This is a genomic window from Citrobacter sp. wls708, assembly GCF_005281255.1.
GTDB classification, from domain to species: domain Bacteria; phylum Pseudomonadota; class Gammaproteobacteria; order Enterobacterales; family Enterobacteriaceae; genus Citrobacter; species Citrobacter werkmanii.
In genome coordinates this window covers 374,911-397,622 of record NZ_SZXE01000023.1, presented here as the reverse complement: position 1 = coordinate 397,622, position 22,712 = coordinate 374,911, and the positions used below count along the sequence as shown (strand labels likewise).

The following is a 22,712-nucleotide window of genomic DNA, read 5'->3' as shown; positions in this document are numbered from 1 at the left end:
CTTTAAGTGTTAATCTGTTTACAAAAAAGCAACATAAAAAATTGGCTGAATCGTTAAGAATGGTGTAGCGGCGAGGCGGGACGCATTTCAGAGGGATAAAGGGCGCCGTAAAGCGGTTGATTTTCAAGCGTGACATGCTGAATTTTCCAGCGTTTTTTTAGCCATCAGATATAATTGTGTAATAAATACTCACACTCTTTTTACGGACCTGCCGGCTGAATCCCCAATAAAAGTCAAAACTGTCAAACACGGGTGCATGATACTCGCGGCAACAGGAACGCCTCACGGCACAGCGCTTGTCTCGTTGGAGTCATTTTATGAAGTTGCCATTTAAGCCACATCTGCTTGTTCTTCTGTGCAGTGCCGGGTTGTTTGCCGCCTCTGGCGTGATGTTCGTTAAAAGTCGCGTAACGGAGCCCGCTGCGCCGGCCCCCGTCGCACAACAACCTTCAACGCCGGCACCAGCTCCCGTAGCGGCCCCTGCTCCCGTTGACCAACCTGCGCCTGCTGCCGCGCCGACATACTCGGCTGCGCAAATCGATCAGTGGGTGGCGCCTATCGCGCTCTATCCGGATTCACTGCTGTCACAAATTTTGATGGCCTCAACCTATCCGGCTAACGTCATCCAGGCCGCGCAGTGGTCAAAAGATAATCCCAAAATGCAGGGCGATGCCGCCATTCAGGCCGTTGCTGGTCAACCCTGGGATCCCAGCGTGAAATCGCTGGTTGCCTTTCCACAGTTAATGTCACTGATGGGTGAAAATCCGCCGTGGGTACAAAGCCTGGGTGACGCTTTCCTTGCGCAACCGAAAGACGTCATGGACTCCGTACAACGCCTGCGCGCACTGGCGCAACAAACCGGGGCGTTGCAATCGACACCGCAACAGACCGTCACTACTGTGACAAAAGCGGCACCGGCTAAAACCGTCACCAGCGAGTCAACAACCAGTTCTACTACCACGACCGCCACGACAAGCCCAACGATTATCAAAATTGAATCCGCCGATCCACAGGTGGTGTACGTCCCCACCTATAACCCGAACACGGTTTACGGCACCTGGCCCAATACCGCCTATCCGCCAACCTATCTGCCGCCAACGCCCGGCGAGCAGTTTGGCAACAGCTTCGTGAACGGTTTAGGCTTCAGCCTCGGTGTTGCCACAACCTATGCCATCTTCAGCAACATCGACTGGGATGATGACGATGACTGGGACCACCATCATCACGATGACTGGGATAACCATGGCGGGTATAACCGCAACGGCGATAACAACATCAATATCAACGTTGATAACTTCAATAAAATCAGCGGACAACGGCTAACCGACGCCAACCGTAACTGGCAGCACAACCCGGCCTATCGCGAGGGTGTGCCGTACCCTAATAGCCAGCTCAATAACCGCTTTCACTCCACTAACACGGCAACGGGCTTAAGCTCAACCCAGCAACGACCGGTCAACCGTGATAGCCAGCGTCAGGCAGCCCTGAGCCAGATGGAAAAATCAACGGGGAAAACATTCCCGCAAACGGCGCGTACGGGCACGAGAGACGCCCAGCGTCAGGCATCCAGTCAACAACTGAAGCAAATTTCTCAGCGTAATAACTACCGCGGTTACGATACCAAACCGCAAACGGCGCAACGGGCAAACACTCAGCAGCGTGAAAATCGCCAGGCTGCCGCCCAGCGCCAGGAGAAACGGATCACGCAACCGGCGCAGCAACGCAATATACAGCAACATAATTTTCAACAACGGACCAGCCAGCCGCGCGCCAATGCGCTGAGCGGCAATGACAGTCGCTCCGCCAGCTGGCAGGCGCAGCAGCAGCGAGGGGCCCAAAGCAGGCAGTTCGCCCGCAACCAGCCATCTCGCCAGCTATCCGGCGGTCGTGCTGAACACCGTGAATTCCGTCATCGTTAAGGGAACCGACATGAAAAATAAACTACTCAGTGGAATGGTGTTGTTCATGGTTTCGGCCACCGCGATGGCGCAGCAATCCTTCAGCACGCCAGACCAGGCCACCGATGCGCTGGCAAACGCTATTAGTGAGCAAAATGAAAGTGCGATGAACAACCTGCTCGGGGAAAACTGGCGCGAGTTTCTGCCGCCGGAAGGCGTCGATCCTGATGCGGTTGATCGCTTCCTGCGCGACTGGAAGGTTCGCCATAACACCGTTGTCGACGGTAATACCGCGCATCTTGTTGTCGGAGACAGCGACTGGCAACTGCCGATCCCGGTGGTTAAAACCACCTCTGGCTGGCAATTTGATATTAAGGAAGCGGCCGAAGAGATCCTGACCCGAGAGATTGGGCGCAACGAACTCGCTGCCATCGAGGCGTTACATGCCTACGTCGATGCTCAGCAAAGCTACTTTGCGATGAACCAGACGTACGCACAAAAGATTGTCAGCTCTGAAGGGAAAAAAGATGGTCTGTACTGGCCCGTTTCACCCGGTGAAGCGCCAAGCCCGCTTGGACCAGCCTTCAGTCCGCAGGAACCCGGTACAGGCTATCACGGTTATCATTTCCGTATTCTTCCCGACAAAACCAGCGGCTTTGCGATGGTTGCCTGGCCCGTTAGCTACGATCATACTGGCGTGATGAGCTTTATGGTCAACGGTGATGACCAGGTCTATCAGGCGGATCTTGGCGAGGAGTCGCAGCAAAAAGCACAGGCGTTAACCGCCTACCACCTGGATAAAACCTGGCAGCCTGTCGCGCCCTGAATCCCCAGAGTCGAAGGATGAGTTGCCGGGTAAGCGTAGTCCCCCGGCAACTCGCAACAAATTACAGGATGTTAGCGACAGATTTCGCCAGTTGCGCTTCCAGCACCGGCTTCGCTTCTTCGAACTTCAGGTTTACCTTATTCGCATTTGAAACAACACGAGTCTGGTATTTTGCGCGATCGCCCTGCGCAGTGCTGGTTTGCAGCTTGATGCCGGACGTCCCCTGACGCAGCGCGGCAACGTTATCTGTTGTCACTTTCGCTTTGCTGCGCTCGGAGATTTGCAGGTCAGTGACCATGGTGTAGTTTACGTCTTCCACCATCGCATCCGCAGCCATACCGATCAGTCCCGCTGCCAGGCCAACGCCCAGCGCCGCGCCGGAGGAGTTACTGTTATAGGCGGTAATCCCCGCGCCTAAAGCTGCCCCCATCGCCGCCCCTTCATAACCGGTCTTCAGGAAGCCCTGAGCTTCGCGCAGATCCATTTTGTCCGCTTTCAGTACGTTCGCCTGCACCCAGTAGTAAGCGTTATCCGGCGAACTGGTCACTTTATAGCCCTTAGCCGACAGGTCATTTGCCAGCAGGGTTTGCAGATTGCTCATGTCTTTATCGGAAGTGTTTTTCACCTGAATGTAGACGGTCTTCTCGCTGGAAGGCTCCAGCCAGATGGTCTCACTCATCTGCGTTTTCACTTCAAGATTACGTTTTTTAACGGCGGTGGTCATGGCGCCACACCCGGTCAGGGTCATTGTCGCGACAACCATGCCAACAACCGCGATTTTTTTTAAAGACATGTTTTTTCCTTTTTTCGTGTAATAAAGAGTCCAGAGCCTCTTAAGCGCGCGGCCAGTAGCCACACAATGGCGAAAAAAGTATCGGCAGTTGCGCAATTTTTTTTAGCGGAAATATCAATAAGATGACTACCAGAACTGGTAGTTTGGGATTGGCGTCATTGCCCAGACGCTCACGTCAGCGAAGATGTGTCTGACGTGAGCCCGGAGCGTTAATTCTGATGCGGCATTAATTCAGGATAACCTTTAAACGCCGGCTTCGTGCTGGTAAGTGCTACTTCGTCAGCCCGAATGCTGCCAGAGTTTGTTGCCCATACACCTTCCTGTGTCTGGCTAATCTGCTGATGCTGCGCATTCAAATTTTGTCCCATTGCCGCAATATGCGTGCTTTCGGTACCACCGCTGTTGGTAGCCCATGGGATGACGGCATCCTGCGCCAGCGCCATGCCGGAAATAAACACGGTAGTCATTACTGCTGCTTTGAAAAAACGTTTCATCATTTCCCCTCTCAATTTGTTATCACGCTATTAGTTTATAGGGTTATTAGTTTCATCTAATGACAAGATAAGGTGATTTATTTCTTGTGAAACAGGAAGTTGATTTGGAATGCCGATTTCATGCGGTTCGGGCTTATCGTGCAGTACGGGAAAAAACATTTTCTGGCAATTCGGCTATTCACCTTAATTTTTGCCAAATTTTGACACTATTTTGTAACAAACACATAAAAAAAGCGGCTATTCAGCCGCTTTTTATCATTTCGGAAAAATTACTTTTTCTTCGCTTTCGGGTTCGGCAGGTCGGTGATGCTACCTTCGAACACTTCGGCAGCCAGACCGACGGACTCGTGCAGCGTCGGGTGCGCGTGGATGGTCAGCGCGATGTCTTCAGCGTCACAGCCCATTTCGATCGCCAGACCGATTTCACCCAGCAGCTCGCCGCCGTTGGTACCGACAATCGCCCCACCGATCACACGGTGAGATTCTTTGTCGAAAATCAGTTTGGTCATACCGTCTGCGCAGTCAGAAGCGATAGCACGGCCCGAAGCAGCCCACGGGAAGGTGGCGGTTTCGTAGCTAATGCCTTTTTCTTTCGCTTCTTTCTCAGTCAGGCCAACCCACGCAACTTCTGGTTCAGTGTACGCGATGGATGGGATAACTTTCGGATCGAAGTAGTGTTTCTTACCGGCGATAACTTCAGCGGCAACGTGACCTTCGTGAACACCTTTATGCGCCAGCATCGGCTGACCGACGATATCGCCGATAGCAAAGATGTGCGGCACGTTGGTGCGCAGCTGTTTGTCAACGCGGATGAAGCCACGGTCGTCAACTTCCACGCCAGCTTTGCCCGCATCGAGGTTTTTGCCGTTCGGTACACGACCGATAGCCACCAGCACGGCATCGTAACGCTGTGCTTCAGCAGGCGCTTTTTTGCCTTCCATGGAAACGTAGATACCGTCTTCTTTCGCTTCAACGGCGGTCACTTTGGTTTCCAGCATCAGGTTGAATTTCTTGCTGATGCGCTTGGTGAAGACTTTAACCACGTCTTTATCGGCAGCCGGGATAACCTGATCGAACATTTCAACTACGTCGATCTCTGAACCCAGCGCATGGTACACGGTACCCATTTCCAGACCGATGATACCGCCGCCCATAACCAGCAGGCGCTTAGGAACCGTTTTCAGTTCCAGCGCGTCAGTGGAGTCCCACACGCGCGGATCTTCATGCGGAATGAACGGCAGTTCGATCGGACGGGAACCCGCCGCGATGATCGCGTTGTCGAAGTTGATCACGGTTTTGCCGTTTTCGCCTTCAACTTCCAGGGTGTTCGCCCCGGTAAATTTACCCAGACCGTTAACCACTTTCACTTTACGGCCTTTAGCCATACCAGCCAGACCGCCGGTCAGTTGAGTGATAACTTTTTCTTTCCAGGTACGAATCTTGTCGATATCGGTTTTCGGCTCGCCAAAAACGATACCGTGTTCAGCCAACGCTTTGGCTTCTTCGATAACTTTAGCTACGTGCAGCAGCGCTTTAGAAGGGATACAGCCGACGTTCAGACAAACACCGCCGAGGGTGCTGTAACGTTCTACGATGACGGTCTCCAGACCTAAATCTGCGCAACGGAAGGCAGCAGAATAACCTGCAGGGCCTGCCCCAAGTACCACGACCTGAGTTTTGATTTCAGTGCTCATCATGACCTCTTAATTTATACCCGTCGTCCACCGGGTCGTTCTATCCGCCCGTATTTTACAAAATTGTTAACAATTTTGAAACAACAAACGGCAACCGATTTGTCTTTCGCACAATAACCTCACTGACTTCATGAGATTACCAGAAAAAAGCCGGCCGTCGGGCCGGCTTTTTCGCTTACATCACCAGGCGGCGAATGTCAGACAGCATGTTGTTGATGATGGTGATAAAGCGCGCACCATCCGCACCGTCGATTACGCGGTGGTCAAAGGAGAGCGAAATCGGCATCATCAGACGCGGCATAAACTCTTTACCGTTCCACACTGGCTCCATTGCGGACTTGGAGACACCGAGGATCGCCACTTCCGGCGCGTTAACAATCGGCGCGAAGTGGGTAGTACCCAGGCCACCGATGCTGGAGATGGTGAAGCAACCGCCCTGCATTTCGCCAGCAGTCAGCTTGCCATCACGCGCTTTTTTGGAGATGGTGGTCAGCTCACGAGACAGCTCGGTAATGCTCTTCTTGTTCACGTCTTTGAAGACCGGAACAACCAGACCATTCGGCGTATCAACCGCAACACCGATGTTGATGTATTTCTTCAGGGTCAGACGCTGACCATCTTCGGACAGAGAGCTGTTGAAGCGCGGCATCTGTTCCAGAGCGGCGGCAACGGCTTTCATGATGAAGACCACTGGGGTGAATTTCACGTCCAGTTTACGTTTTTCAGCTTCGGCGTTCTGCTGTTTACGGAACGCTTCCAGATCGGTGATATCGGTCTTATCAAAGTGCGTAACGTGCGGGATCATCACCCAGTTACGGCTCAGGTTCGCCCCAGAAATTTTCTGGATACGGCCCAGTTCCACTTCTTCGATTTCACCAAACTTGCTGAAGTCCACTTTCGGCCAGGGCAGCATGCCCGGGATACCGCCGCCAGCAGATGCTGCCGGTGCAGACTCGGCGCGTTTAACCGCGTCTTTCACGTAAGCCTGAACGTCTTCACGCAGGATACGACCTTTACGACCGGTACCTTTCACTTTCGCCAGGTTCACACCAAACTCGCGCGCCAGGCGGCGAATCAGCGGAGTCGCGTGGACGTAAGCGTCGTTTTCAGCGAAGTCAGATTTACCTTCCGCTTTTGCAGCTGGAGCTGCTGGCTTCTCAGCTTTCGCCGCCGGAGCCGGAGCCGCCGCTTCTTGTTTAGCCGGAGCGGCCGCAGGCGCTGCGCCTTCAACTTCGAAGACCATAATCAGAGAACCGGTTTTCACTTTGTCGCCGGTGCTGATTTTGATTTCTTTCACGGTGCCCGCGAACGGCGCCGGAACTTCCATTGACGCTTTGTCGCCTTCAACGGTGATCAGTGATTGTTCAGCGGCAATTTTATCGCCCACTTTAACCATCACTTCAGTGACTTCAACTTCATCACCACCGATGTCCGGCACGTTAACTTCTTTCGAGCCAGAGGCTGCCGGAGCCGGAACTGCTGCTGGAGCCGCTTCAACTTTCGCCGGGGCAGCCGCACCAGCTTCGCCTGCTACTTCAAAGATCATAATCAGGGAGCCGGTAGACACTTTGTCGCCAGTGCTGATTTTGATCTCTTTCACGGTGCCTGCGAACGGCGCCGGAACTTCCATAGAGGCTTTGTCGCCTTCAACGGTGATCAGAGACTGCTCAGCCGCAACGGTGTCGCCCACTTTAACCATCACTTCGGTCACTTCGACTTCGTCGCCGCCGATGTCCGGTACGTGTACTTCTTTCGCCGCTGCCGCAGCAGGTGCTGCTGCCGGAGCCGCTTCTTTCTTCTCTTCTGCCGGAGCAGGTGCAGCCGCTGCTGCACCGTCGGCGGAATCGAAAATCATGATCAGTTTGCCGGTCTCAGTTTTATCGCCAACAGAGACTTTGATCTCTTTAACGATACCAGCCTGAGGAGACGGAACTTCCATAGAGGCTTTGTCGCCTTCTACGGTGATCAGCGACTGTTCAGCTTCAACTTTGTCGCCCACTTTGACCAGGATCTCGGTGATTTCAACTTCATCAGCCCCGATGTCCGGTACATTGATTTCGATAGCCATTATTCTTTTACCTCTTACGCCAGACGCGGGTTAACTTTATCTGCATCGATGTTGAATTTGGTGATTGCGTCAGCAACCACTTTCTTATCGATTTCGCCACGTTTAGCCAGTTCGCCCAGGGCCGCTACAACCACGTAGGAAGCATCAACTTCGAAGTGGTGACGCAGGTTTTCACGGCTGTCAGAGCGACCGAAGCCGTCAGTACCCAGTACGCGGTAATCATCAGCCGGTACATAAGTACGAACCTGTTCGGCAAACAGTTTCATATAGTCAGTAGATGCTACTGCCGGTGCGTCGTTCATTACCTGAGCGATGTACGGAACGCGCGGCGTTTCCATCGGGTGCAGCATGTTCCAGCGCTCACAATCCTGGCCATCACGCGCCAGTTCAGTGAAGGAGGTTACGCTGTACACGTCAGAACCCACACCGTAATCGTTCGCCAGGATCTGGGCAGCTTCACGCACGTGACGCAGGATAGAACCGGAGCCCAGCAGCTGAACTTTACCTTTCTTACCTTCGAGGGTTTCGAGTTTGTAGATACCTTTACGGATACCTTCCTCGGCGCCTGCTGGCATTGCCGGCATGTGGTAGTTTTCGTTCAGGGTGGTGATGTAGTAGTAAACGTTCTCTTGTTTCTCACCGTACATACGCTCCAGACCATCGTGCATGATGACCGCAACTTCGTACGCGTAAGACGGATCGTAAGAGATACAGTTCGGGATAGTCAGAGACTGAATATGGCTGTGACCATCTTCGTGCTGCAGACCTTCGCCGTTCAGCGTAGTACGACCGGAAGTACCACCAATCAGGAAGCCGCGAGCCTGCTGGTCGCCTGCCTGCCAGCACAAGTCGCCGATACGCTGGAACCCGAACATGGAGTAGTAGATGTAGAACGGAATCATCGGCAGATCGTTGGTGCTGTAAGAAGTCGCAGCAGCCAGCCAGGATGCGCCGGCACCCAGTTCGTTGATACCTTCCTGCAGGATCTGACCTTTCTCGTCTTCTTTATAGTAAGCAACCTGCTCACGGTCCTGCGGGGTGTACTGCTGACCGTTCGGGCTGTAGATACCGATCTGACGGAACAGACCTTCCATACCGAAAGTACGCGCTTCGTCAGCGATGATCGGAACCAGACGATCTTTGATCGACTTGTTCTTCAGCATCACGTTCAGGGCACGAACGAACGCGATAGTGGTGGAGATTTCTTTGTTCTGCTCTTCCAGCAGCGCACCGAAGTCTTCCAGAGCCGGCAGTTCCAGCTTCTCGGTGAAGTTCGGCTGACGAGCAGGCAGGTAGCCATGCAGTTTCTGACGCTGGGCGTGCAGATAAGTGTGCTCTTCAGAACCTTCCGGGAAGGTGATGTAAGACAGGTTTTCAACCTGCTCATCGGTCACTGGAACGTTGAAACGGTCGCGGATATAACGCACGCCGTCCATGTTCATTTTCTTAACCTGGTGAGCGATGTTTTTACCTTCAGCAGTGTCACCCATGCCGTAACCTTTAATGGTATGGGCGAGGATTACAGTTGCTTTGCCTTTGGTTTCCTGCGCTTTTTTCAGTGCAGCGTAGACTTTCTTCGGATCGTGACCACCACGGTTCAGAGCCCAAATCTGCTCATCGGTCCAGTCAGCAACCAGGGCTGCGGTTTCCGGGTATTTACCGAAGAAGTGCTCACGTACGTATGCGCCATCTTTGGATTTGAAGGTCTGGTAGTCGCCGTCAACGGTTTCGTTCATCAGTTGGATCAGTTTACCGCTGGTGTCTTTACGCAGCAGCTCATCCCAACGACCGCCCCACATGACTTTGATAACGTTCCAGCCAGCACCTGCAAAGATGCCTTCCAGTTCGTTAACAATCTTGCCGTTACCGGTGACCGGGCCGTCAAGACGCTGCAGGTTACAGTTGATAACAAAGACCAGGTTGTCCAGTTTTTCACGGGTCGCGATAGTGATCGCACCTTTAGATTCTGGCTCATCCATCTCGCCGTCGCCGAGGAAGGCGTAAACGGTTTGTTTAGAGGTATCTTTCAGGCCACGGTGTTCCAGATATTTCAGGAATTTAGCCTGGTAGATAGCACCGATTGGGCCCAGACCCATAGAAACGGTCGGGAACTGCCAGAATTCCGGCATCAGTTTCGGGTGCGGGTAGGAAGACAGGCCTTTGCCGTGAACTTCCTGGCGGAAGTTGTTCATCTGCTCTTCGGTCAGACGACCTTCCAGGAATGCGCGTGCGTAGATACCCGGAGAGATGTGACCCTGGAAGTATACCAGGTCGCCGCCATCCTGCTCGTTGCGTGCACGGAAGAAGTGGTTGAAGCAAACATCATATACCGTTGCGGAGGACTGGAAGGATGCCATGTGGCCACCCAGCTCAAGGTCCTTTTTAGACGCGCGCAGTACGGTCATGATGGCGTTCCAGCGGATAGCAGAACGGATACGACGTTCCAGATCCAGATTACCCGGGTATTCCGGCTCATCTTCAACGGCAATAGTGTTGACATAATTGCTGGCCCCTGCACCTGCCGCTACTTTCACGCCGCCTTTGCGCGCTTCTGAAAGCAGTTGGTCGATCAGATACTGAGCACGCTCAACACCTTCTTCACGGATGACCGATTCGATCGCCTGTAGCCAGTCGCGAGTTTCGATCGGATCCACGTCATTTGGGAAACGTTCTGACATGGGGGTATTCCTTATCTATCTAATACGTTGAGTTATCTGGAACCTGTCCCATTACGTTCTCGCCAGAGAGCGTAATAAGACAGGTTCTGCGTTTAGTTGCCGCGCTTTTAGTTCGCGCTTGATTTACAACATCTTCTGGTTAACGTTCTGCCAGAAAAATCACTAATTCTTTCGTTGCTCCAGACGGCGTAAGGCGCGTTCTCGACGGCTTTCCTCACGGCTTCTGTCCAGTAAAATCTCTTCGATAAACGCCAGGTGACGGTGAGACGCTTCACGCGCCTCTTCAGGCTTCCCGGCGATGATTGCTTCAAAGATACGGGTACGATGACTGCTTACCAGCGGCAGCATCTCGCGACGCGCATACAGCAATTCGAAGTTTTGCCGAACGTTCTGGGCCAGCATCGGCTCCATACACCTTAGCAGATGGAGCAGCACCACATTGTGTGCGGCTTCGGTGACAGCAATTTGATACTGGAGTACGGCATCGGATTCGCCGTCCAGATCGCCGGACTGTTGCGCAAGCTCGATCGCATGGTGGAGTTCACGGATACGCGTTTTGTCTTCATCCGTGCTACGTAATGCAGCGTAATAGGCTGCAATACCTTCCAACGCATGGCGCGTCTCAAGCAGGTCAAACTGGGATTCAGGATGGTCAGAGAGCAGCTCTACCAGTGGGTCGCTAAAGCTTTGCCACAGGCTGCTCTGTACAAAAGTGCCGCCGCCCTGACGACGAAGCAGTAACCCCTTCGCTTCAAGGCGTTGGATCGCCTCGCGTAAGGAGGGGCGGGAGACGTCGAACTGTTTTGCCAGCTCGCGTTCCGGTGGGAGTTTTTCTCCGGGGCGAAGTGTCCCCTCAAGAATTAAAAACTCCAGCTGCTGCTCAATCACATCGGAGAGTTTTGGTTGGCGGATTTTGCTGTAGGCCATGATTTCCTGTCTTAAGCCATTTGCCCGGAGTCAATTGGTCTTACCAATTTCATGTTCTTGACGCTAAAGTAACAAAGTATTCACCTTCTGTCCATACAGGTTTTGATTGAAATCAGTAAAGGAGGCATATTTTAACAACATTACAGAAATAACGTTTCAAACATGTAACTATGCACAAATGTTAAATTTACCCACCACGGGGTAGTTTTAACCTAATTTAAACGAAAAAATATATTATCTGAACCGATTCACCCACTTAATTATCGAGTTAATAAGCAAAATTTATGAATAAAAATTCATAATGGAAATTTTGTGGTAGTTAAACTCGCATTTACAAATGGTTTCTTTTTATTCAACTCGTCAACACCCTCGCATAAAGCAGGTGCATTCGCGCCCGCATAACATTATTCTGTTAAAGACAAAAGTATTTAGGCAACATTTCCTTATTGGCATCTGTAAACAAATTAATACAACAAACGGAATTGCAAACTTACACACGCATTGCTGCGTAGTTCAAAAAATAAGTACTCGAAATTATGAAGAGTAAAACCACACACGAGGTTTAATGATGGAAAGTCAACCGCATGGCGATCAGCTCAAGCGCGGCCTTAAAAACCGCCATATACAGCTAATCGCGCTGGGTGGCGCGATTGGTACCGGGTTATTCCTCGGTAGCGCATCCGTTATCCAGTCTGCAGGACCGGGGATTATCCTGGGTTACGCTATTGCCGGCTTTATCGCCTTTTTGATCATGCGCCAGCTCGGTGAAATGGTCGTTGAAGAGCCGGTTGCAGGCTCCTTTAGCCACTTTGCCTATAAATACTGGGGCGGTTTCGCGGGTTTCTCTTCCGGCTGGAACTATTGGGTACTGTACGTTTTGGTTGCCATGGCAGAGCTAACTGCCGTAGGTAAATACATTCAGTTCTGGTATCCGGAGATCCCAACCTGGGTTTCTGCGGCGGCCTTCTTCGTGCTGATCAACGCCATCAACCTGACCAACGTGAAGGTGTTTGGCGAGATGGAGTTCTGGTTTGCCATTATTAAAGTCATCGCCGTAGTCGCCATGATCCTGTTCGGCGGCTGGCTGCTGTTTAGCGGCAACGGCGGCCCACAGGCCACCGTCAGCAACTTGTGGAGCCAGGGGGGATTCCTGCCGCACGGCTTCACCGGTCTGGTGATGATGATGGCGATTATCATGTTCTCCTTTGGTGGGCTGGAACTGGTCGGCATCACCGCGGCAGAAGCCGATAACCCGGAGCAAAGCATTCCCAAAGCGACTAACCAGGTTATCTACCGTATCCTGATTTTCTATGTCGGTTCGCTGGCGGTTCTGCTTTCCCTGATGCCGTGGACGCGCGTCACCGCTGATACCAGCCCGTTTGTCCTTATTTTCCACGAGCTGGGCGACACCTTTGTTGCCAATGCGCTGAACATCGTGGTGTTGACCGCCGCCCTTTCTGTCTATAACAGCTGCGTATACTGCAACAGTCGTATGCTGTTCGGTCTGGCGCAGCAGGGTAATGCGCCGAAAGCGCTGATGAACGTCGACAAACGCGGCGTACCGGTGAACACTATTCTGGTCTCTGCGCTGGTAACGGCTCTGTGCGTGCTGATCAACTATCTGGCGCCGGAATCCGCCTTTGGCCTGCTGATGGCATTGGTGGTTTCCGCCCTGGTGATCAACTGGGCGATGATCAGCCTGGCGCACATGAAGTTCCGCAAAGCCAAACAGCAGCAGGGCGTAACCACTCGCTTCCCGGCGCTGTTCTACCCGCTGGGTAATTGGGTATGCCTGCTGTTCATGGCCGCAGTGCTGGTGATTATGCTGATGACGCCGGGCATGGCGATCTCGGTGTACTTAATCCCGGTATGGATTGGTATTCTTGGCATCGGCTATCTGTGCAAGCAGAAAACGGCCCGCGCGGTTAAAGCGCATTAAACCTCCCTCCCCCACCTGGACCAGGTGGGGGTTGTTACCTGCCTCACACTTTCCCACTCACGACTGTTTCGTCCATATCAGCGGCGTTATCCTGCAACGTAAAAACACCGGTACCAGACAATAATTCTCTCCATATCTCATTAATGGAGTGCAGTTGATGGAAACCAGTAAGCTCACGGTGAAAGAAAAGATCGGCTATGGAATGGGCGACGCCGGATGCAACATCATCTTTGGCGCCATCATGTTGTTTGTTAACTATTTTTACACCGATATTTTTGGTCTTGCGCCTGCCCTGGTCGGCGTATTACTGCTCTCAGTACGCGTTATCGATGCCGTTACCGACCCTATAATGGGCGCGATGGCCGACCGCACACGCAGTAAATATGGTCGATTTCGTCCATGGCTTTTGTGGATGGCTTTCCCTTACGCATTATTCAGCGTGCTTATGTTTACCACCCCTGAGTGGACGTATAACAGCAAGGTTATCTATGCCTTCGTCACCTACTTCCTGCTCTCCATTACCTATACGGCGATCAACATTCCCTACTGCTCGCTCGGCAGCGTTATCACCAACGATCCCAAGGAACGCGTCGCCTGCCAGTCATATCGCTTTGTATTGGTAGGAATCGCAACCCTGCTGCTCTCCCTTACCCTGCTGCCGATGGCCGACTGGTTTGGCGGGGAAGACAAAGCTAAAGGGTATCAGATGGCGATGGCGGTACTCGCCTTCATCGGCATGTGTATGTTCCTGTTTTGCTTTGCATCAGTCCGTGAACGCGTTCGCCCCGCCGTGCAGACTAACGACGATTTAAAAGCCGACCTGAAAGACGTGTGGAAGAACGACCAGTGGGTAAAAATCCTGCTGTTAACCCTGTGCAACGTCTGCCCGGGCTTTATTCGCATGGCCGCCACCATGTACTACGTTACGTGGGTTATGCAACAAAGCACGCAGTTCGCCACGTTGTTTATCAGCCTCGGCGTCGTCGGCATGATGATCGGCAGCATGCTGGCGAAGGTATTAACCGATCGCTGGTGCAAACTGAAGGTGTTCTTCTGGACCAACATCATCCTGGCGATTTTCTCCGCTGCATTTTATTTCTTCGACCCGAAAGCCACCATGATGATTATGGTGCTCTACTTCCTGCTCAACATCCTGCATCAGATCCCTTCCCCGCTGCACTGGTCGTTGATGGCGGATGTCGATGACTACGGTGAGTGGAAAACCGGTAAGCGCATCACCGGGATCAGTTTCTCCGGTAACCTGTTTTTCCTCAAGCTGGGCCTGGCAATTGCCGGGGCGATGGTAGGATTCCTGCTCTCCTGGTACGGCTACGACGCAGGGGCGAAAGCGCAAAGCGACTCCGCCATTAACGGTATTATGCTGCTGTTCACCATCATACCTGGCGTAGGTTATCTGATTACCGCAGGCGTGGTTCGCCTGCTAAAAGTTGACCGCGAGTTTATGCAGCAAATCCAGACCGATCTGGAAAAACGCCGTACCAACTACCGTGAACTCAATGAATACCACGATATAAAAACGACTGAACCCGTAAGGAAAGCCTAATGAAACAGTGGCCAAATCCCTTTATCGAACAACGCGCCGATCCGTTTATCTTACGCGACGGTAGCCACTACTATTTCATTGCGTCAGTGCCAGAATATGACCGACTGGAGATTCGTCGGGCCGACTCTCTGGAGGGATTGCGCTCCGCCACTCCCGTTGTCGTCTGGCATAAGCCGGAAAGTGGTCCTATGAGCCAACTCATCTGGGCGCCGGAACTTCATCATCTGGCAGGGAAGTGGTACATCTATTTTGCCGCTACCCATACTCAGGCGCTTGATAAGCTGGGGATGTTCCAGCACCGCATGTTTGCCTTGGAGTGCGCAGACGCCGATCCGTTGACCGGCAAGTGGACAGAGAAAGGCCAGATTAAAACGCAGTTTGATACCTTCGCCCTGGACGCCACCACCTTTAATCATCAGGGGAAACAGTGGTATTTGTGGGCACAGAAATCGCCGGATATCGCCGGAAATTCCAATATTTATCTCGCAGAGCTGGAAAACCCATGGACGATTAAAGGCGAGCCGGTCATGCTCAGCCATCCTGAGTATGACTGGGAATGCCGGGGTTTCTGGGTCAACGAGGGTCCGGCAGTCATGGTGCATGGCGACAAGCTGTTTATCAGCTATTCGGCCAGCGCCACCGATGAGAATTACTGTATGGGGTTACTGTGGATTGGCCTCAACGACGATCCGCTCACCCCGCAGAACTGGCATAAATCACCGCGCCCGGTCTTTACCACCAGCTATGAAAATCGCCAGTATGGACCGGGACACAACAGTTTTACGCAAACGCCGGATGGTGAAGATGTACTGGTGTACCACGCGAGAAATTACACCGAGATTGAAGGCGATCCGTTGTACGATCCAAACCGCCATACGCGTCTGAAACTGGTGCGCTGGGACGAAAACGGGATGCCCGATTTTGGCATCCCGCCTGCTGATACGATCTAAGCCGTTGCACTGCCCGGTGGCACTAATGCTTACCGGGCCTACACGTTTTCCATTCCAGGCCGGATAAGCGTTAGCGCCATCCGGCACAACGCTACACTAATGTGCCATAAATGGTGAGCAACGCGATAATCACCACCACCACAAAAGAGGTCTTCTTCGCCATTGAAACAGCCGCTTTTGGCGTTTCGACTATATCAGTATGCGGTTCACGCGCCAGAGAGAACTGCGCCAGACGCGTTAACACCTGATATTGCGAAGTATGCAGATCCGCCAGTGAGGCAAACCAGGCCGGCAACGCTTTCTCGCCGTGTCCCAGCAACGCATAGACTACGCCAGCCAAACGAACCGGGATCCAGTCCAGCACATGCAGGATCGCATCAATACCCGATTGCAGACGCTGATGCGGCGTCTGATAGCGCGCCAGCCAGGACTGCCAGGCGCGTAAAAAGGCATAACCAACCAGCGTCACCGGTCCCCAAGGACCACCGACAATCAACCAGAATAACGGCGCCAGATAAAAGCGGAAGTTGTTCCATAACAACGCGTTCTGCAGCTCGCGCAAGAACTCGCGCTCATCGCAATCCGGCGGAACCCCATGTATAAGCGTCAGCTCGCTGGCCATCGCCTCACGAGCATGTGCGTCATCGCGAGCGGCCGCCTGCAAATAGGCATGATAGTGGAGACGCGCCTTGCCTGCGCCGATGCACAGCAAGCCAATTAAGATCCACGCCACCAGCAACGGAACGTTAAACAGCAGCCCATGAACCGCGCGCAGCAGCAGGAATGTCAGCCCCATTGCAATCAGGGTCATGCCCACCGTACGCATCATCGAGAAGTGCTTAATTCTGCGGAAAAAAGCTTCCACCCGATGATCAAGCTGCCAGTGCTCACCCAGCTTAAACAAGCGTTCAACAATCAACACCAGTAATGTTGTAAACAACGTCATGTCATCTCCTTGTGCGACGAGGGGGTGACCAGGGCGCGAAATTTTGCCCAGTCAAAAGACGGCCCGGGATCGGTCTTACGTTCGGGGGCAATATTACAGTGTCCAGTCATATTGTTGGCAATGGCCGGATAACGCGTAATCAGTGCATTCGTCACGGCGGCCAGTTGCTTATACTGTGCATCGGTATAGGCCAGCGTATCCGTTCCTTCCAGCTCAATACCAATTGAAAAATCATTACAGCGCTCACGCCCCTGATAATTTGACACGCCCGCATGCCAGGCGCGTTTATCAAAAGGGACGTACTGCACAATCTCACCATCACGGCGGATCAAACAATGGGCTGAGACGCGCAAATGGGCGATCTCAGCAAAAAAAGGATGGGCCTTGGGATCAATCGTGCCGGTAAATAACGCGTCTATCCACGGGCCGCCAAACTCGCCGGGCGGCAGACTGATATTATGCACCACCAGCAGAGAAGGGGTTTCGTCATCCGGGCGGCAATCGTAATGAGGAGAGGGAACGCGTCGCGCCTCTGCCAGCCAGCCCTCGTCTAACAACATGCAGAATCTCCTTATTGGTGGTGCTCATATCAGGTTCAGGGTAGCATGTTTCTACCTTATGATTCGTTAGCAATTTGGAGTTTTATCATGCCGCCTCGCCGCTATAACCCTGACTACCGACGTGACGCGCTGTTGGAACGCATAAATCTGGATATCCCTGCCGCTGTAGCTCAGGCACTGCGCGAAGATTTAGGCGGAGAAGTTGATGCCAATAACGATATCACCGCACAGCTTTTACCCGAAGATATGCGTTCCCACGCCACCGTGATTACCCGAGAAAATGGCGTTTTTTGCGGGAAACGTTGGGTGGAAGAGGTCTTTATTCAATTGGCTGGCGATGATGTCAACATCACCTGGCATGTCGAAGATGGCGACAGCATTAAGGCTAATCAACCGCTGTTTGAGCTGGACGGCCCTTCCCGCGTACTGCTGACCGGCGAACGTACCGCACTTAATTTTGTACAGACGCTTTCGGGCGTGGCGAGCGAGGTGCGTAAATACGTCGATCTGCTGGCGGGGACAAAAACCCAACTACTGGATACACGTAAAACGCTGCCAGGGCTGCGTACCGCCCTGAAATATGCCGTGTTATGCGGCGGCGGCGCGAATCATCGCCTGGGGCTTTCTGACGCCTTCCTGATTAAAGAAAACCACATTATTGCTTCTGGTTCGGTACGTAAGGCTGTTGAAAAAGCCTTCTGGTTGCATCCGGATGTGCCTGTTGAAGTTGAAGTTGAAAGCCTGGAAGAACTGGACGACGCACTGAAAGCCGGGGCGGACATCATCATGCTCGATAACTTCGAAACTGAGCAAATGCGCGAAGCGGTAAAACGCACCAACGGCCAGGCGCGTCTGGAAGTCTCGGGTAACGTCACCCATGAAACGCTGCGCGAATTTGCCGAAACCGGTGTGGACTTTATCTCCGTTGGCGCACTGACCAAGCACGTCCGCGCGCTCGATCTCTCCATGCGTTTTCGTTAATTGCAAGGCCCGATGGCGCTTCGCTTATCGGGCCACCCCCCAGCCGGATAAGGCATTTACGCCGTCATCCGGCAGTTTCTTCGAGCCCCTTCGCAAATACGTTGTCTGATCCTGTAATTTCGTAAAAATCCTCTGAACCCGCTTTCCCGTTCTGTTTTTTGTCTCTCGCCTAAGATCCGTTCGATTTGCCAAAGTAGCGCCAGCTAACTCAGGAGCGAATCAACAATGGATAAACAACGAGGCTTCACGCTTATCGAACTGATGGTGGTCATTGGCATCATTGCCATTCTTAGCGCCATCGGCATTCCGGCTTATCAAAACTATCTGCGCAAAGCCGCCCTGACAGACATGCTGCAAACCTTTGTCCCCTATCGCACCGCGGTCGAGCTCTGTGCGCTGGAGCATGGTGGAACAGAGACTTGCGATGCCGGGACCAATGGCATTCCCTCCCCCACAACCACCCGTTATGTCTCAGGCATGAGGGTTGAAAAAGGCGTTGTCAGCCTCACAGGCCAGGAAAGCCTGAATGGGCTAAGCATCACGATGACGCCGGGTTGGGACAATGCCAACGGTATTACCGGCTGGAACCGTAACTGCGCCATTCCAAATGACAGCGCACTACAACAGGCTTGCGAAGACGTTTTCCGCTTCGACACGTACTAAGGAAAAGAGATGAATACCACGCAACTCACGGCGCTATGCCAACGTTATCAGGGAATATTACTCGATGCAGACAATGAAGTAGTGCACATCGCCGTGGTGGATGCACCGTCCCATGAGCTGCTGAACGCCCTGCATTTTGCCACCACCCGACGTATCGACATTGTTTGCTGGACGCGCCAGCAAATGGAAGGCCACACGCATACGCCACAGAAAATGTTACCGGTCATAGTGTCTGAAAGCAGCGCCACCGCAGCCGGGTTGCTGAATCAGACGTTTCAATCCGCCCTGGCGCAACGGGCTTCTGATATTCACTTTGAACCAGCGGAACATCGCTATCAGATCAGATTACGCGTGGATGGCGTATTACACGCTTTGCCGGAAGTCACAACTGAGATGGGCATCGCTATCACCGCAAGATTAAAAGTATTAGGCAGCCTGGATATTGCCGAGCACCGGCTGCCACAAGACGGACAATTTACCATTGAGATTTCAGGACAACCCATCTCGTTTCGTATCTCCACCTTGCCCTGTCGCTGGGGTGAAAAGGTTGTACTACGGCTACTTCATCAGGTCGATCAGACACTGGATATCACCGCGCTGGGCATGCAGGACGCGCAGTTGGCAGCATTTTCGCAAGCGTTGCAGCAGCCTCAAGGGCTGATTCTGGTTACCGGGCCTACCGGGAGTGGTAAAACGGTCACCCTGTACAGCGCGCTACAAACCCGAAATACATCAGAGGTGAATCTTTGTAGCGTAGAGGATCCGGTAGAGATCCCCATCGCAGGCCTTAACCAGACACAAATTCACCCACGCGCAGGTCTTACTTTTCAGGGCGTATTGCGCGCTCTGCTGCGCCAGGATCCCGACATCATTATGGTCGGCGAAATCCGCGATGGCGAAACGGCTGAAATAGCGCTTAAGGCGGCACAAACCGGTCATCTGGTTCTGTCAACACTGCATACTAATTCCACCAGTGAAACGCTGGTACGCCTGCAGCAAATGGGGGTTGCGCGCTGGATGATCGCCTCCGCGCTGACGCTCGTCATTGCCCAGCGCCTGGTCAGAAAGCTATGCCCCCATTGCCGACAACGCCTGGAGACATCCATTACGCTCCCCAAAGTCATCTGGCGCATGCCACTGCCACGTTGGCATGCGCCTGGTTGCGAACATTGTTATCACGGCTTTTATGGTCGTACCGCATTGTTTGAAGTGCTCCCGGTGACACCTGCATTACGCCAGAGCATCGCCAGTGACACATCCGCAGACGGGGTCGAGTCAGATGCTCAGCTATCTGGGCGTACGCTTTTCGAGAATGGCTGTCAGGCTGTCGAACAAGGCTTAACGACATATGAAGAACTTATTCGCGTACTGGGCATGCCGCATGTCAGCTAAACAGCTTTGGCGCTGGCAAGGCATTAACAACGAAGGTGAGCCGTCGGAAGGAGTATTATGGGCTGATACCCGACTCTCGCTGATACAAGCGCTGGAGCAGCGGCATATCACGCCGTTACGTATTAAACGTATCCGTGTCAAAAACTCTCACTGGAGCCGTGAAAGAAGCGCCGAAATCATACATCAGTTGGCAACCTTACTGAAAGCAGGGCTAACACTCTCGGCAGCGCTAACCCTGCTGGCTGAACAGCATCCCAGCAGCCAGTGGCAGGCGCTCCTGCGCACGCTGGCTCACGATATGGAGCAGGGCGTTTCCCTCTCCACCTCACTCGCAACATGGCAACACGTTTTTCCGCCACTTTATCAGGCGATGATCCGTACCGGAGAGCTTACAGGTAAGCTGGATGATTGCTGTTTTGAACTCGCCAGACAGCAAAAAAACCAGCAGCAACTCGCTGATAAAGTTAAAAAAGCCCTGCGCTATCCGATTATCATCATCACGATGGCGGTAATAGTCGTATTTGCGATGCTGCAGTTTGTGCTCCCTGAGTTTGCCGCCATCTACCAAACGTTTAACACCCCACTACCAGCGCTCACTCGGGGGATGATTGCCATCGCCCACTACAGCAGCCAATGGGGGTGGCTGGCGATAGCATTCACGATGCTCTCGGTTATGACATATCATGTGATCAAACAGAAACCGTATTGGCGCATTCTGAGTCAGAAATGGTTGCTTGGGCTCCCTGTTACAGGAGCAATGGTCAGAGGGCAAAAACTCGCACAGATCTTTACCGTTCTGGCGTTAACACAAAACGCTGGCATTCCCTTTTTACAGGGTCTTGAGAGTGTTAGTGAAACGCTTGCCAGCCCTTTCTGGTCTCAACGTTTAGCGCAGGTTCATCACGATATCAGCGCCGGGAAACCTGTCTGGTTGGCGCTGAAAAATTGCGGCGAATTCAGTCCATTATGTATACAGCTGGTAAGAACGGGGGAAGCATCCGGTTCGCTGGATGCAATGCTGCGTAATCTCGCCCACCATCACGGGGAGAAAACGCTGTCTCAGGCGGAAAATCTGGCTGCGCTACTTGAGCCCGCGTTACTGGTCATTACGGGTTTGATCATCGGTACGCTGGTTGTCGCGATGTATTTACCGATTTTCCATTTGGGAGATGCAATGAGCGGCGTAGGATGAAGCTGGCGCATTACCACACGCCAGCTTCATCATGTTACAGGCTATTGAAAACGCGGTTTTCTTGTTCCTGTACACGAATAAACGTTGTACGTTTGGTTAGCTCTTTCAGACGGGAGGCGCCTACATAAGTACAAGCTGAACGCAGGCCACCGAGGATATCGCGAGCGGTATTATCAACCGGACCACGCAGCGGCAGCTTAACGGTTTTACCTTCTGCAGCGCGGTACTGTGCAACACCACCTACGTGACGTGTCATGGCAGATTCAGAGCTCATACCGTAGAACAGCATGAATTTCTCACCGTTCTCTTCAACAATTTTGCCGCCACTTTCTTCATGACCGGCCAGCATGCCGCCGAGCATAACGAAGTCCGCACCGCCGCCGAATGCTTTTGCCACGTCGCCCGGCATTGTGCAGCCGCCGTCGCTGACAATCATACCGCCCAGACCGTGGGCTGCATCGGCACATTCAATCACTGCAGAGAGCTGCGGATAGCCAACGCCGGTTTTTACACGCGTGGTACATACAGAACCAGGCCCAATACCGACTTTGACAATGTCCGCACCGGAAAGTATCAGCTCTTCACACATTTCGCCGGTAACCACATTGCCCGCACAGATCGTTTTCGTCGGCCATGCTTCACGCGCTTTTGACACAAACTGAACAAAATGCTCAGAGTAGCCATTTGCCACATCAATGCAGATAAAGTTCAGCGCCGGGTTGAGCGCCAGAATCTGTTTGGTTTTTTCGAAATCTGCGTCAGACGTGCCGGTGGAAACCATCACATGCTTGAGGATATCGGCAGAGCTATCCGCGATAAAGGCAGACCAGTCTTCAACAGAATAGTGTTTGTGCACAGCGGTCAGGATGTCGAAGGATGCCAGCGCCTTTGCCATGGCAAACGTCCCGACAGTGTCCATGTTCGCAGCGATAATTGGTACGCCGGACCAGGTCTGACCTGAATGCTTAAAGGTAAATTGACGTTCCAGCTCAACATCGGAACGGCTTTTGAGAGTAGAACGCTTAGGGCGGATAAGAACGTCTTTGAAACCTAACTTCAGATCTTCTTCGATACGCATGTGCGGATTCCTGGGGTTAATGGCGAAAAATCGAAACTCACAACTCCAGTGACGCTATCATACGCACTA

The 22,712-nt window shown here is 52.8% G+C and carries 18 protein-coding genes; 9 read left to right on the top strand and 9 right to left on the bottom strand.

Features of this window, described 5'->3' with window-relative positions:
* Positions 1–317: 317 nt before the first annotated feature.
* Positions 318–1,919 carry a DUF3300 domain-containing protein gene (locus FDW97_RS17425; protein ID WP_137351383.1) on the top strand — a complete coding sequence of 534 codons (1,602 nt, stop codon included), beginning with the start codon at positions 318–320 and terminating at the stop codon, positions 1,917–1,919.
* 10 nt (positions 1,920–1,929) lie between these two features.
* Positions 1,930–2,724, top strand: a complete 795-nt coding sequence (locus tag FDW97_RS17420) for a DUF2950 family protein (protein WP_137351382.1) — start codon at positions 1,930–1,932, stop codon at positions 2,722–2,724.
* A gap of 61 nt (positions 2,725–2,785) precedes the next feature.
* Here the strand turns inward: FDW97_RS17420 and traT are convergent, their stop codons facing one another.
* The 6 genes from traT to pdhR form a co-directional block, all read right to left on the bottom strand.
* The gene (traT, locus tag FDW97_RS17415) at positions 2,786–3,517 is read right to left on the bottom strand and encodes a conjugal transfer complement resistance protein TraT (RefSeq protein WP_038637274.1); all 732 of its coding nucleotides are present in this window, start codon (positions 3,515–3,517) and stop codon (positions 2,786–2,788) included.
* A gap of 209 nt (positions 3,518–3,726) precedes the next feature.
* Positions 3,727–4,011 carry a hypothetical protein gene (locus FDW97_RS17410; protein ID WP_137351405.1) on the bottom strand — a complete coding sequence of 95 codons (285 nt, stop codon included), beginning with the start codon at positions 4,009–4,011 and terminating at the stop codon, positions 3,727–3,729.
* Between the two features lie 269 nt (positions 4,012–4,280).
* Complete coding sequence (lpdA, locus tag FDW97_RS17405) at positions 4,281–5,705, bottom strand: dihydrolipoyl dehydrogenase (RefSeq protein WP_003018686.1); 1,425 nt, start codon at positions 5,703–5,705, stop codon at positions 4,281–4,283.
* A 175-nt stretch (positions 5,706–5,880) separates the two neighbouring features.
* On the bottom strand, positions 5,881–7,773 hold the full coding sequence (gene aceF / locus FDW97_RS17400; RefSeq protein ID WP_137351381.1) for a pyruvate dehydrogenase complex dihydrolipoyllysine-residue acetyltransferase: 1,893 nt from the start codon (positions 7,771–7,773) through the stop codon (positions 5,881–5,883).
* Between the two features lie 14 nt (positions 7,774–7,787).
* Positions 7,788–10,451: a pyruvate dehydrogenase (acetyl-transferring), homodimeric type gene (gene aceE / locus FDW97_RS17395; protein WP_038637266.1), complete on the bottom strand. Its 2,664-nt coding sequence runs from the start codon at positions 10,449–10,451 to the stop codon at positions 7,788–7,790.
* A gap of 162 nt (positions 10,452–10,613) precedes the next feature.
* Positions 10,614–11,378: a pyruvate dehydrogenase complex transcriptional repressor PdhR gene (gene pdhR / locus FDW97_RS17390; protein ID WP_003018699.1), complete on the bottom strand. Its 765-nt coding sequence runs from the start codon at positions 11,376–11,378 to the stop codon at positions 10,614–10,616.
* A 565-nt stretch (positions 11,379–11,943) separates the two neighbouring features.
* On the opposite strand from pdhR, the gene aroP reads away from it, so the two are divergent.
* The 3 genes from aroP (at position 11,944) to FDW97_RS17375 (ending at position 15,831) form a co-directional block, all read left to right on the top strand.
* A complete protein-coding gene (aroP, locus tag FDW97_RS17385) occupies positions 11,944–13,317 on the top strand; it encodes an aromatic amino acid transporter AroP (protein ID WP_087857667.1) in 1,374 nt (457 codons plus the stop codon).
* A gap of 157 nt (positions 13,318–13,474) precedes the next feature.
* The gene (locus tag FDW97_RS17380) at positions 13,475–14,881 is read left to right on the top strand and encodes a glycoside-pentoside-hexuronide (GPH):cation symporter (RefSeq protein WP_042312300.1); all 1,407 of its coding nucleotides are present in this window, start codon (positions 13,475–13,477) and stop codon (positions 14,879–14,881) included.
* Entirely contained in the window at positions 14,881–15,831 is a 951-nt protein-coding gene (locus tag FDW97_RS17375; RefSeq protein ID WP_137351380.1) for a family 43 glycosylhydrolase, read from the top strand. The genes FDW97_RS17380 and FDW97_RS17375 overlap by 1 nt, the downstream gene beginning before the upstream one ends.
* A gap of 91 nt (positions 15,832–15,922) precedes the next feature.
* On the opposite strand, the gene ampE is transcribed toward FDW97_RS17375, so the two are convergent.
* Both ampE and ampD read right to left on the bottom strand, forming a co-directional pair.
* Positions 15,923–16,777: a beta-lactamase regulator AmpE gene (gene ampE / locus FDW97_RS17370; RefSeq protein ID WP_137351379.1), complete on the bottom strand. Its 855-nt coding sequence runs from the start codon at positions 16,775–16,777 to the stop codon at positions 15,923–15,925.
* On the bottom strand, positions 16,774–17,337 hold the full coding sequence (ampD, locus tag FDW97_RS17365; protein ID WP_038637254.1) for a 1,6-anhydro-N-acetylmuramyl-L-alanine amidase AmpD: 564 nt from the start codon (positions 17,335–17,337) through the stop codon (positions 16,774–16,776). The genes ampE and ampD overlap by 4 nt, the downstream gene beginning before the upstream one ends.
* A gap of 87 nt (positions 17,338–17,424) precedes the next feature.
* Between ampD and nadC the strand changes: the two genes are divergently transcribed.
* The 4 genes from nadC to hofC all read left to right on the top strand — a co-directional run bounded on the left by nadC (position 17,425) and on the right by hofC (position 21,565).
* Positions 17,425–18,318 (top strand): carboxylating nicotinate-nucleotide diphosphorylase, encoded by an 894-nt coding sequence (gene nadC, locus FDW97_RS17360; protein WP_085048304.1) that lies wholly within the window; start codon positions 17,425–17,427, stop codon positions 18,316–18,318.
* 225 nt (positions 18,319–18,543) lie between these two features.
* Complete coding sequence (gene ppdD, locus FDW97_RS17355) at positions 18,544–18,981, top strand: prepilin peptidase-dependent pilin (RefSeq protein WP_038637249.1); 438 nt, start codon at positions 18,544–18,546, stop codon at positions 18,979–18,981.
* 9 nt (positions 18,982–18,990) lie between these two features.
* Complete coding sequence (gene gspE / locus FDW97_RS17350) at positions 18,991–20,373, top strand: type II secretion system protein GspE (RefSeq protein WP_137351378.1); 1,383 nt, start codon at positions 18,991–18,993, stop codon at positions 20,371–20,373.
* A complete protein-coding gene (hofC, locus tag FDW97_RS17345) occupies positions 20,363–21,565 on the top strand; it encodes a protein transport protein HofC (RefSeq protein ID WP_137351404.1) in 1,203 nt (400 codons plus the stop codon). Before gspE ends, hofC begins: the two co-directional genes overlap by 11 nt.
* Before the next feature lie 34 nt (positions 21,566–21,599).
* Here hofC and FDW97_RS17340 read toward each other — a convergent pair whose 3' ends face one another.
* Positions 21,600–22,643: a GMP reductase gene (locus FDW97_RS17340; RefSeq protein ID WP_038637240.1), complete on the bottom strand. Its 1,044-nt coding sequence runs from the start codon at positions 22,641–22,643 to the stop codon at positions 21,600–21,602.
* Positions 22,644–22,712 lie beyond the last annotated feature (69 nt).

What these genes read in the sequence shown, in the direction of transcription:
- FDW97_RS17425 (WP_137351383.1), top strand. Translation starts at nt 318, where the DNA reads ATGAAGTTGCCATTTAAGCCACATCTGCTTGTTCTTCTGTGCAGTGCC.
- FDW97_RS17420 (WP_137351382.1), top strand. Translation starts at nt 1,930, where the DNA reads ATGAAAAATAAACTACTCAGTGGAATGGTGTTGTTCATGGTTTCGGCC.
- traT (WP_038637274.1), bottom strand. Translation starts at nt 3,517, where the DNA reads ATGTCTTTAAAAAAAATCGCGGTTGTTGGCATGGTTGTCGCGACAATG.
- FDW97_RS17410 (WP_137351405.1), bottom strand. Translation starts at nt 4,011, where the DNA reads ATGAAACGTTTTTTCAAAGCAGCAGTAATGACTACCGTGTTTATTTCC.
- lpdA (WP_003018686.1), bottom strand. Translation starts at nt 5,705, where the DNA reads ATGAGCACTGAAATCAAAACTCAGGTCGTGGTACTTGGGGCAGGCCCT.
- aceF (WP_137351381.1), bottom strand. Translation starts at nt 7,773, where the DNA reads ATGGCTATCGAAATCAATGTACCGGACATCGGGGCTGATGAAGTTGAA.
- aceE (WP_038637266.1), bottom strand. Translation starts at nt 10,451, where the DNA reads ATGTCAGAACGTTTCCCAAATGACGTGGATCCGATCGAAACTCGCGAC.
- pdhR (WP_003018699.1), bottom strand. Translation starts at nt 11,378, where the DNA reads ATGGCCTACAGCAAAATCCGCCAACCAAAACTCTCCGATGTGATTGAG.
- aroP (WP_087857667.1), top strand. Translation starts at nt 11,944, where the DNA reads ATGATGGAAAGTCAACCGCATGGCGATCAGCTCAAGCGCGGCCTTAAA.
- FDW97_RS17380 (WP_042312300.1), top strand. Translation starts at nt 13,475, where the DNA reads ATGGAAACCAGTAAGCTCACGGTGAAAGAAAAGATCGGCTATGGAATG.
- FDW97_RS17375 (WP_137351380.1), top strand. Translation starts at nt 14,881, where the DNA reads ATGAAACAGTGGCCAAATCCCTTTATCGAACAACGCGCCGATCCGTTT.
- ampE (WP_137351379.1), bottom strand. Translation starts at nt 16,777, where the DNA reads ATGACGTTGTTTACAACATTACTGGTGTTGATTGTTGAACGCTTGTTT.
- ampD (WP_038637254.1), bottom strand. Translation starts at nt 17,337, where the DNA reads ATGTTGTTAGACGAGGGCTGGCTGGCAGAGGCGCGACGCGTTCCCTCT.
- nadC (WP_085048304.1), top strand. Translation starts at nt 17,425, where the DNA reads ATGCCGCCTCGCCGCTATAACCCTGACTACCGACGTGACGCGCTGTTG.
- ppdD (WP_038637249.1), top strand. Translation starts at nt 18,544, where the DNA reads ATGGATAAACAACGAGGCTTCACGCTTATCGAACTGATGGTGGTCATT.
- gspE (WP_137351378.1), top strand. Translation starts at nt 18,991, where the DNA reads ATGAATACCACGCAACTCACGGCGCTATGCCAACGTTATCAGGGAATA.
- hofC (WP_137351404.1), top strand. Translation starts at nt 20,363, where the DNA reads ATGTCAGCTAAACAGCTTTGGCGCTGGCAAGGCATTAACAACGAAGGT.
- FDW97_RS17340 (WP_038637240.1), bottom strand. Translation starts at nt 22,643, where the DNA reads ATGCGTATCGAAGAAGATCTGAAGTTAGGTTTCAAAGACGTTCTTATC.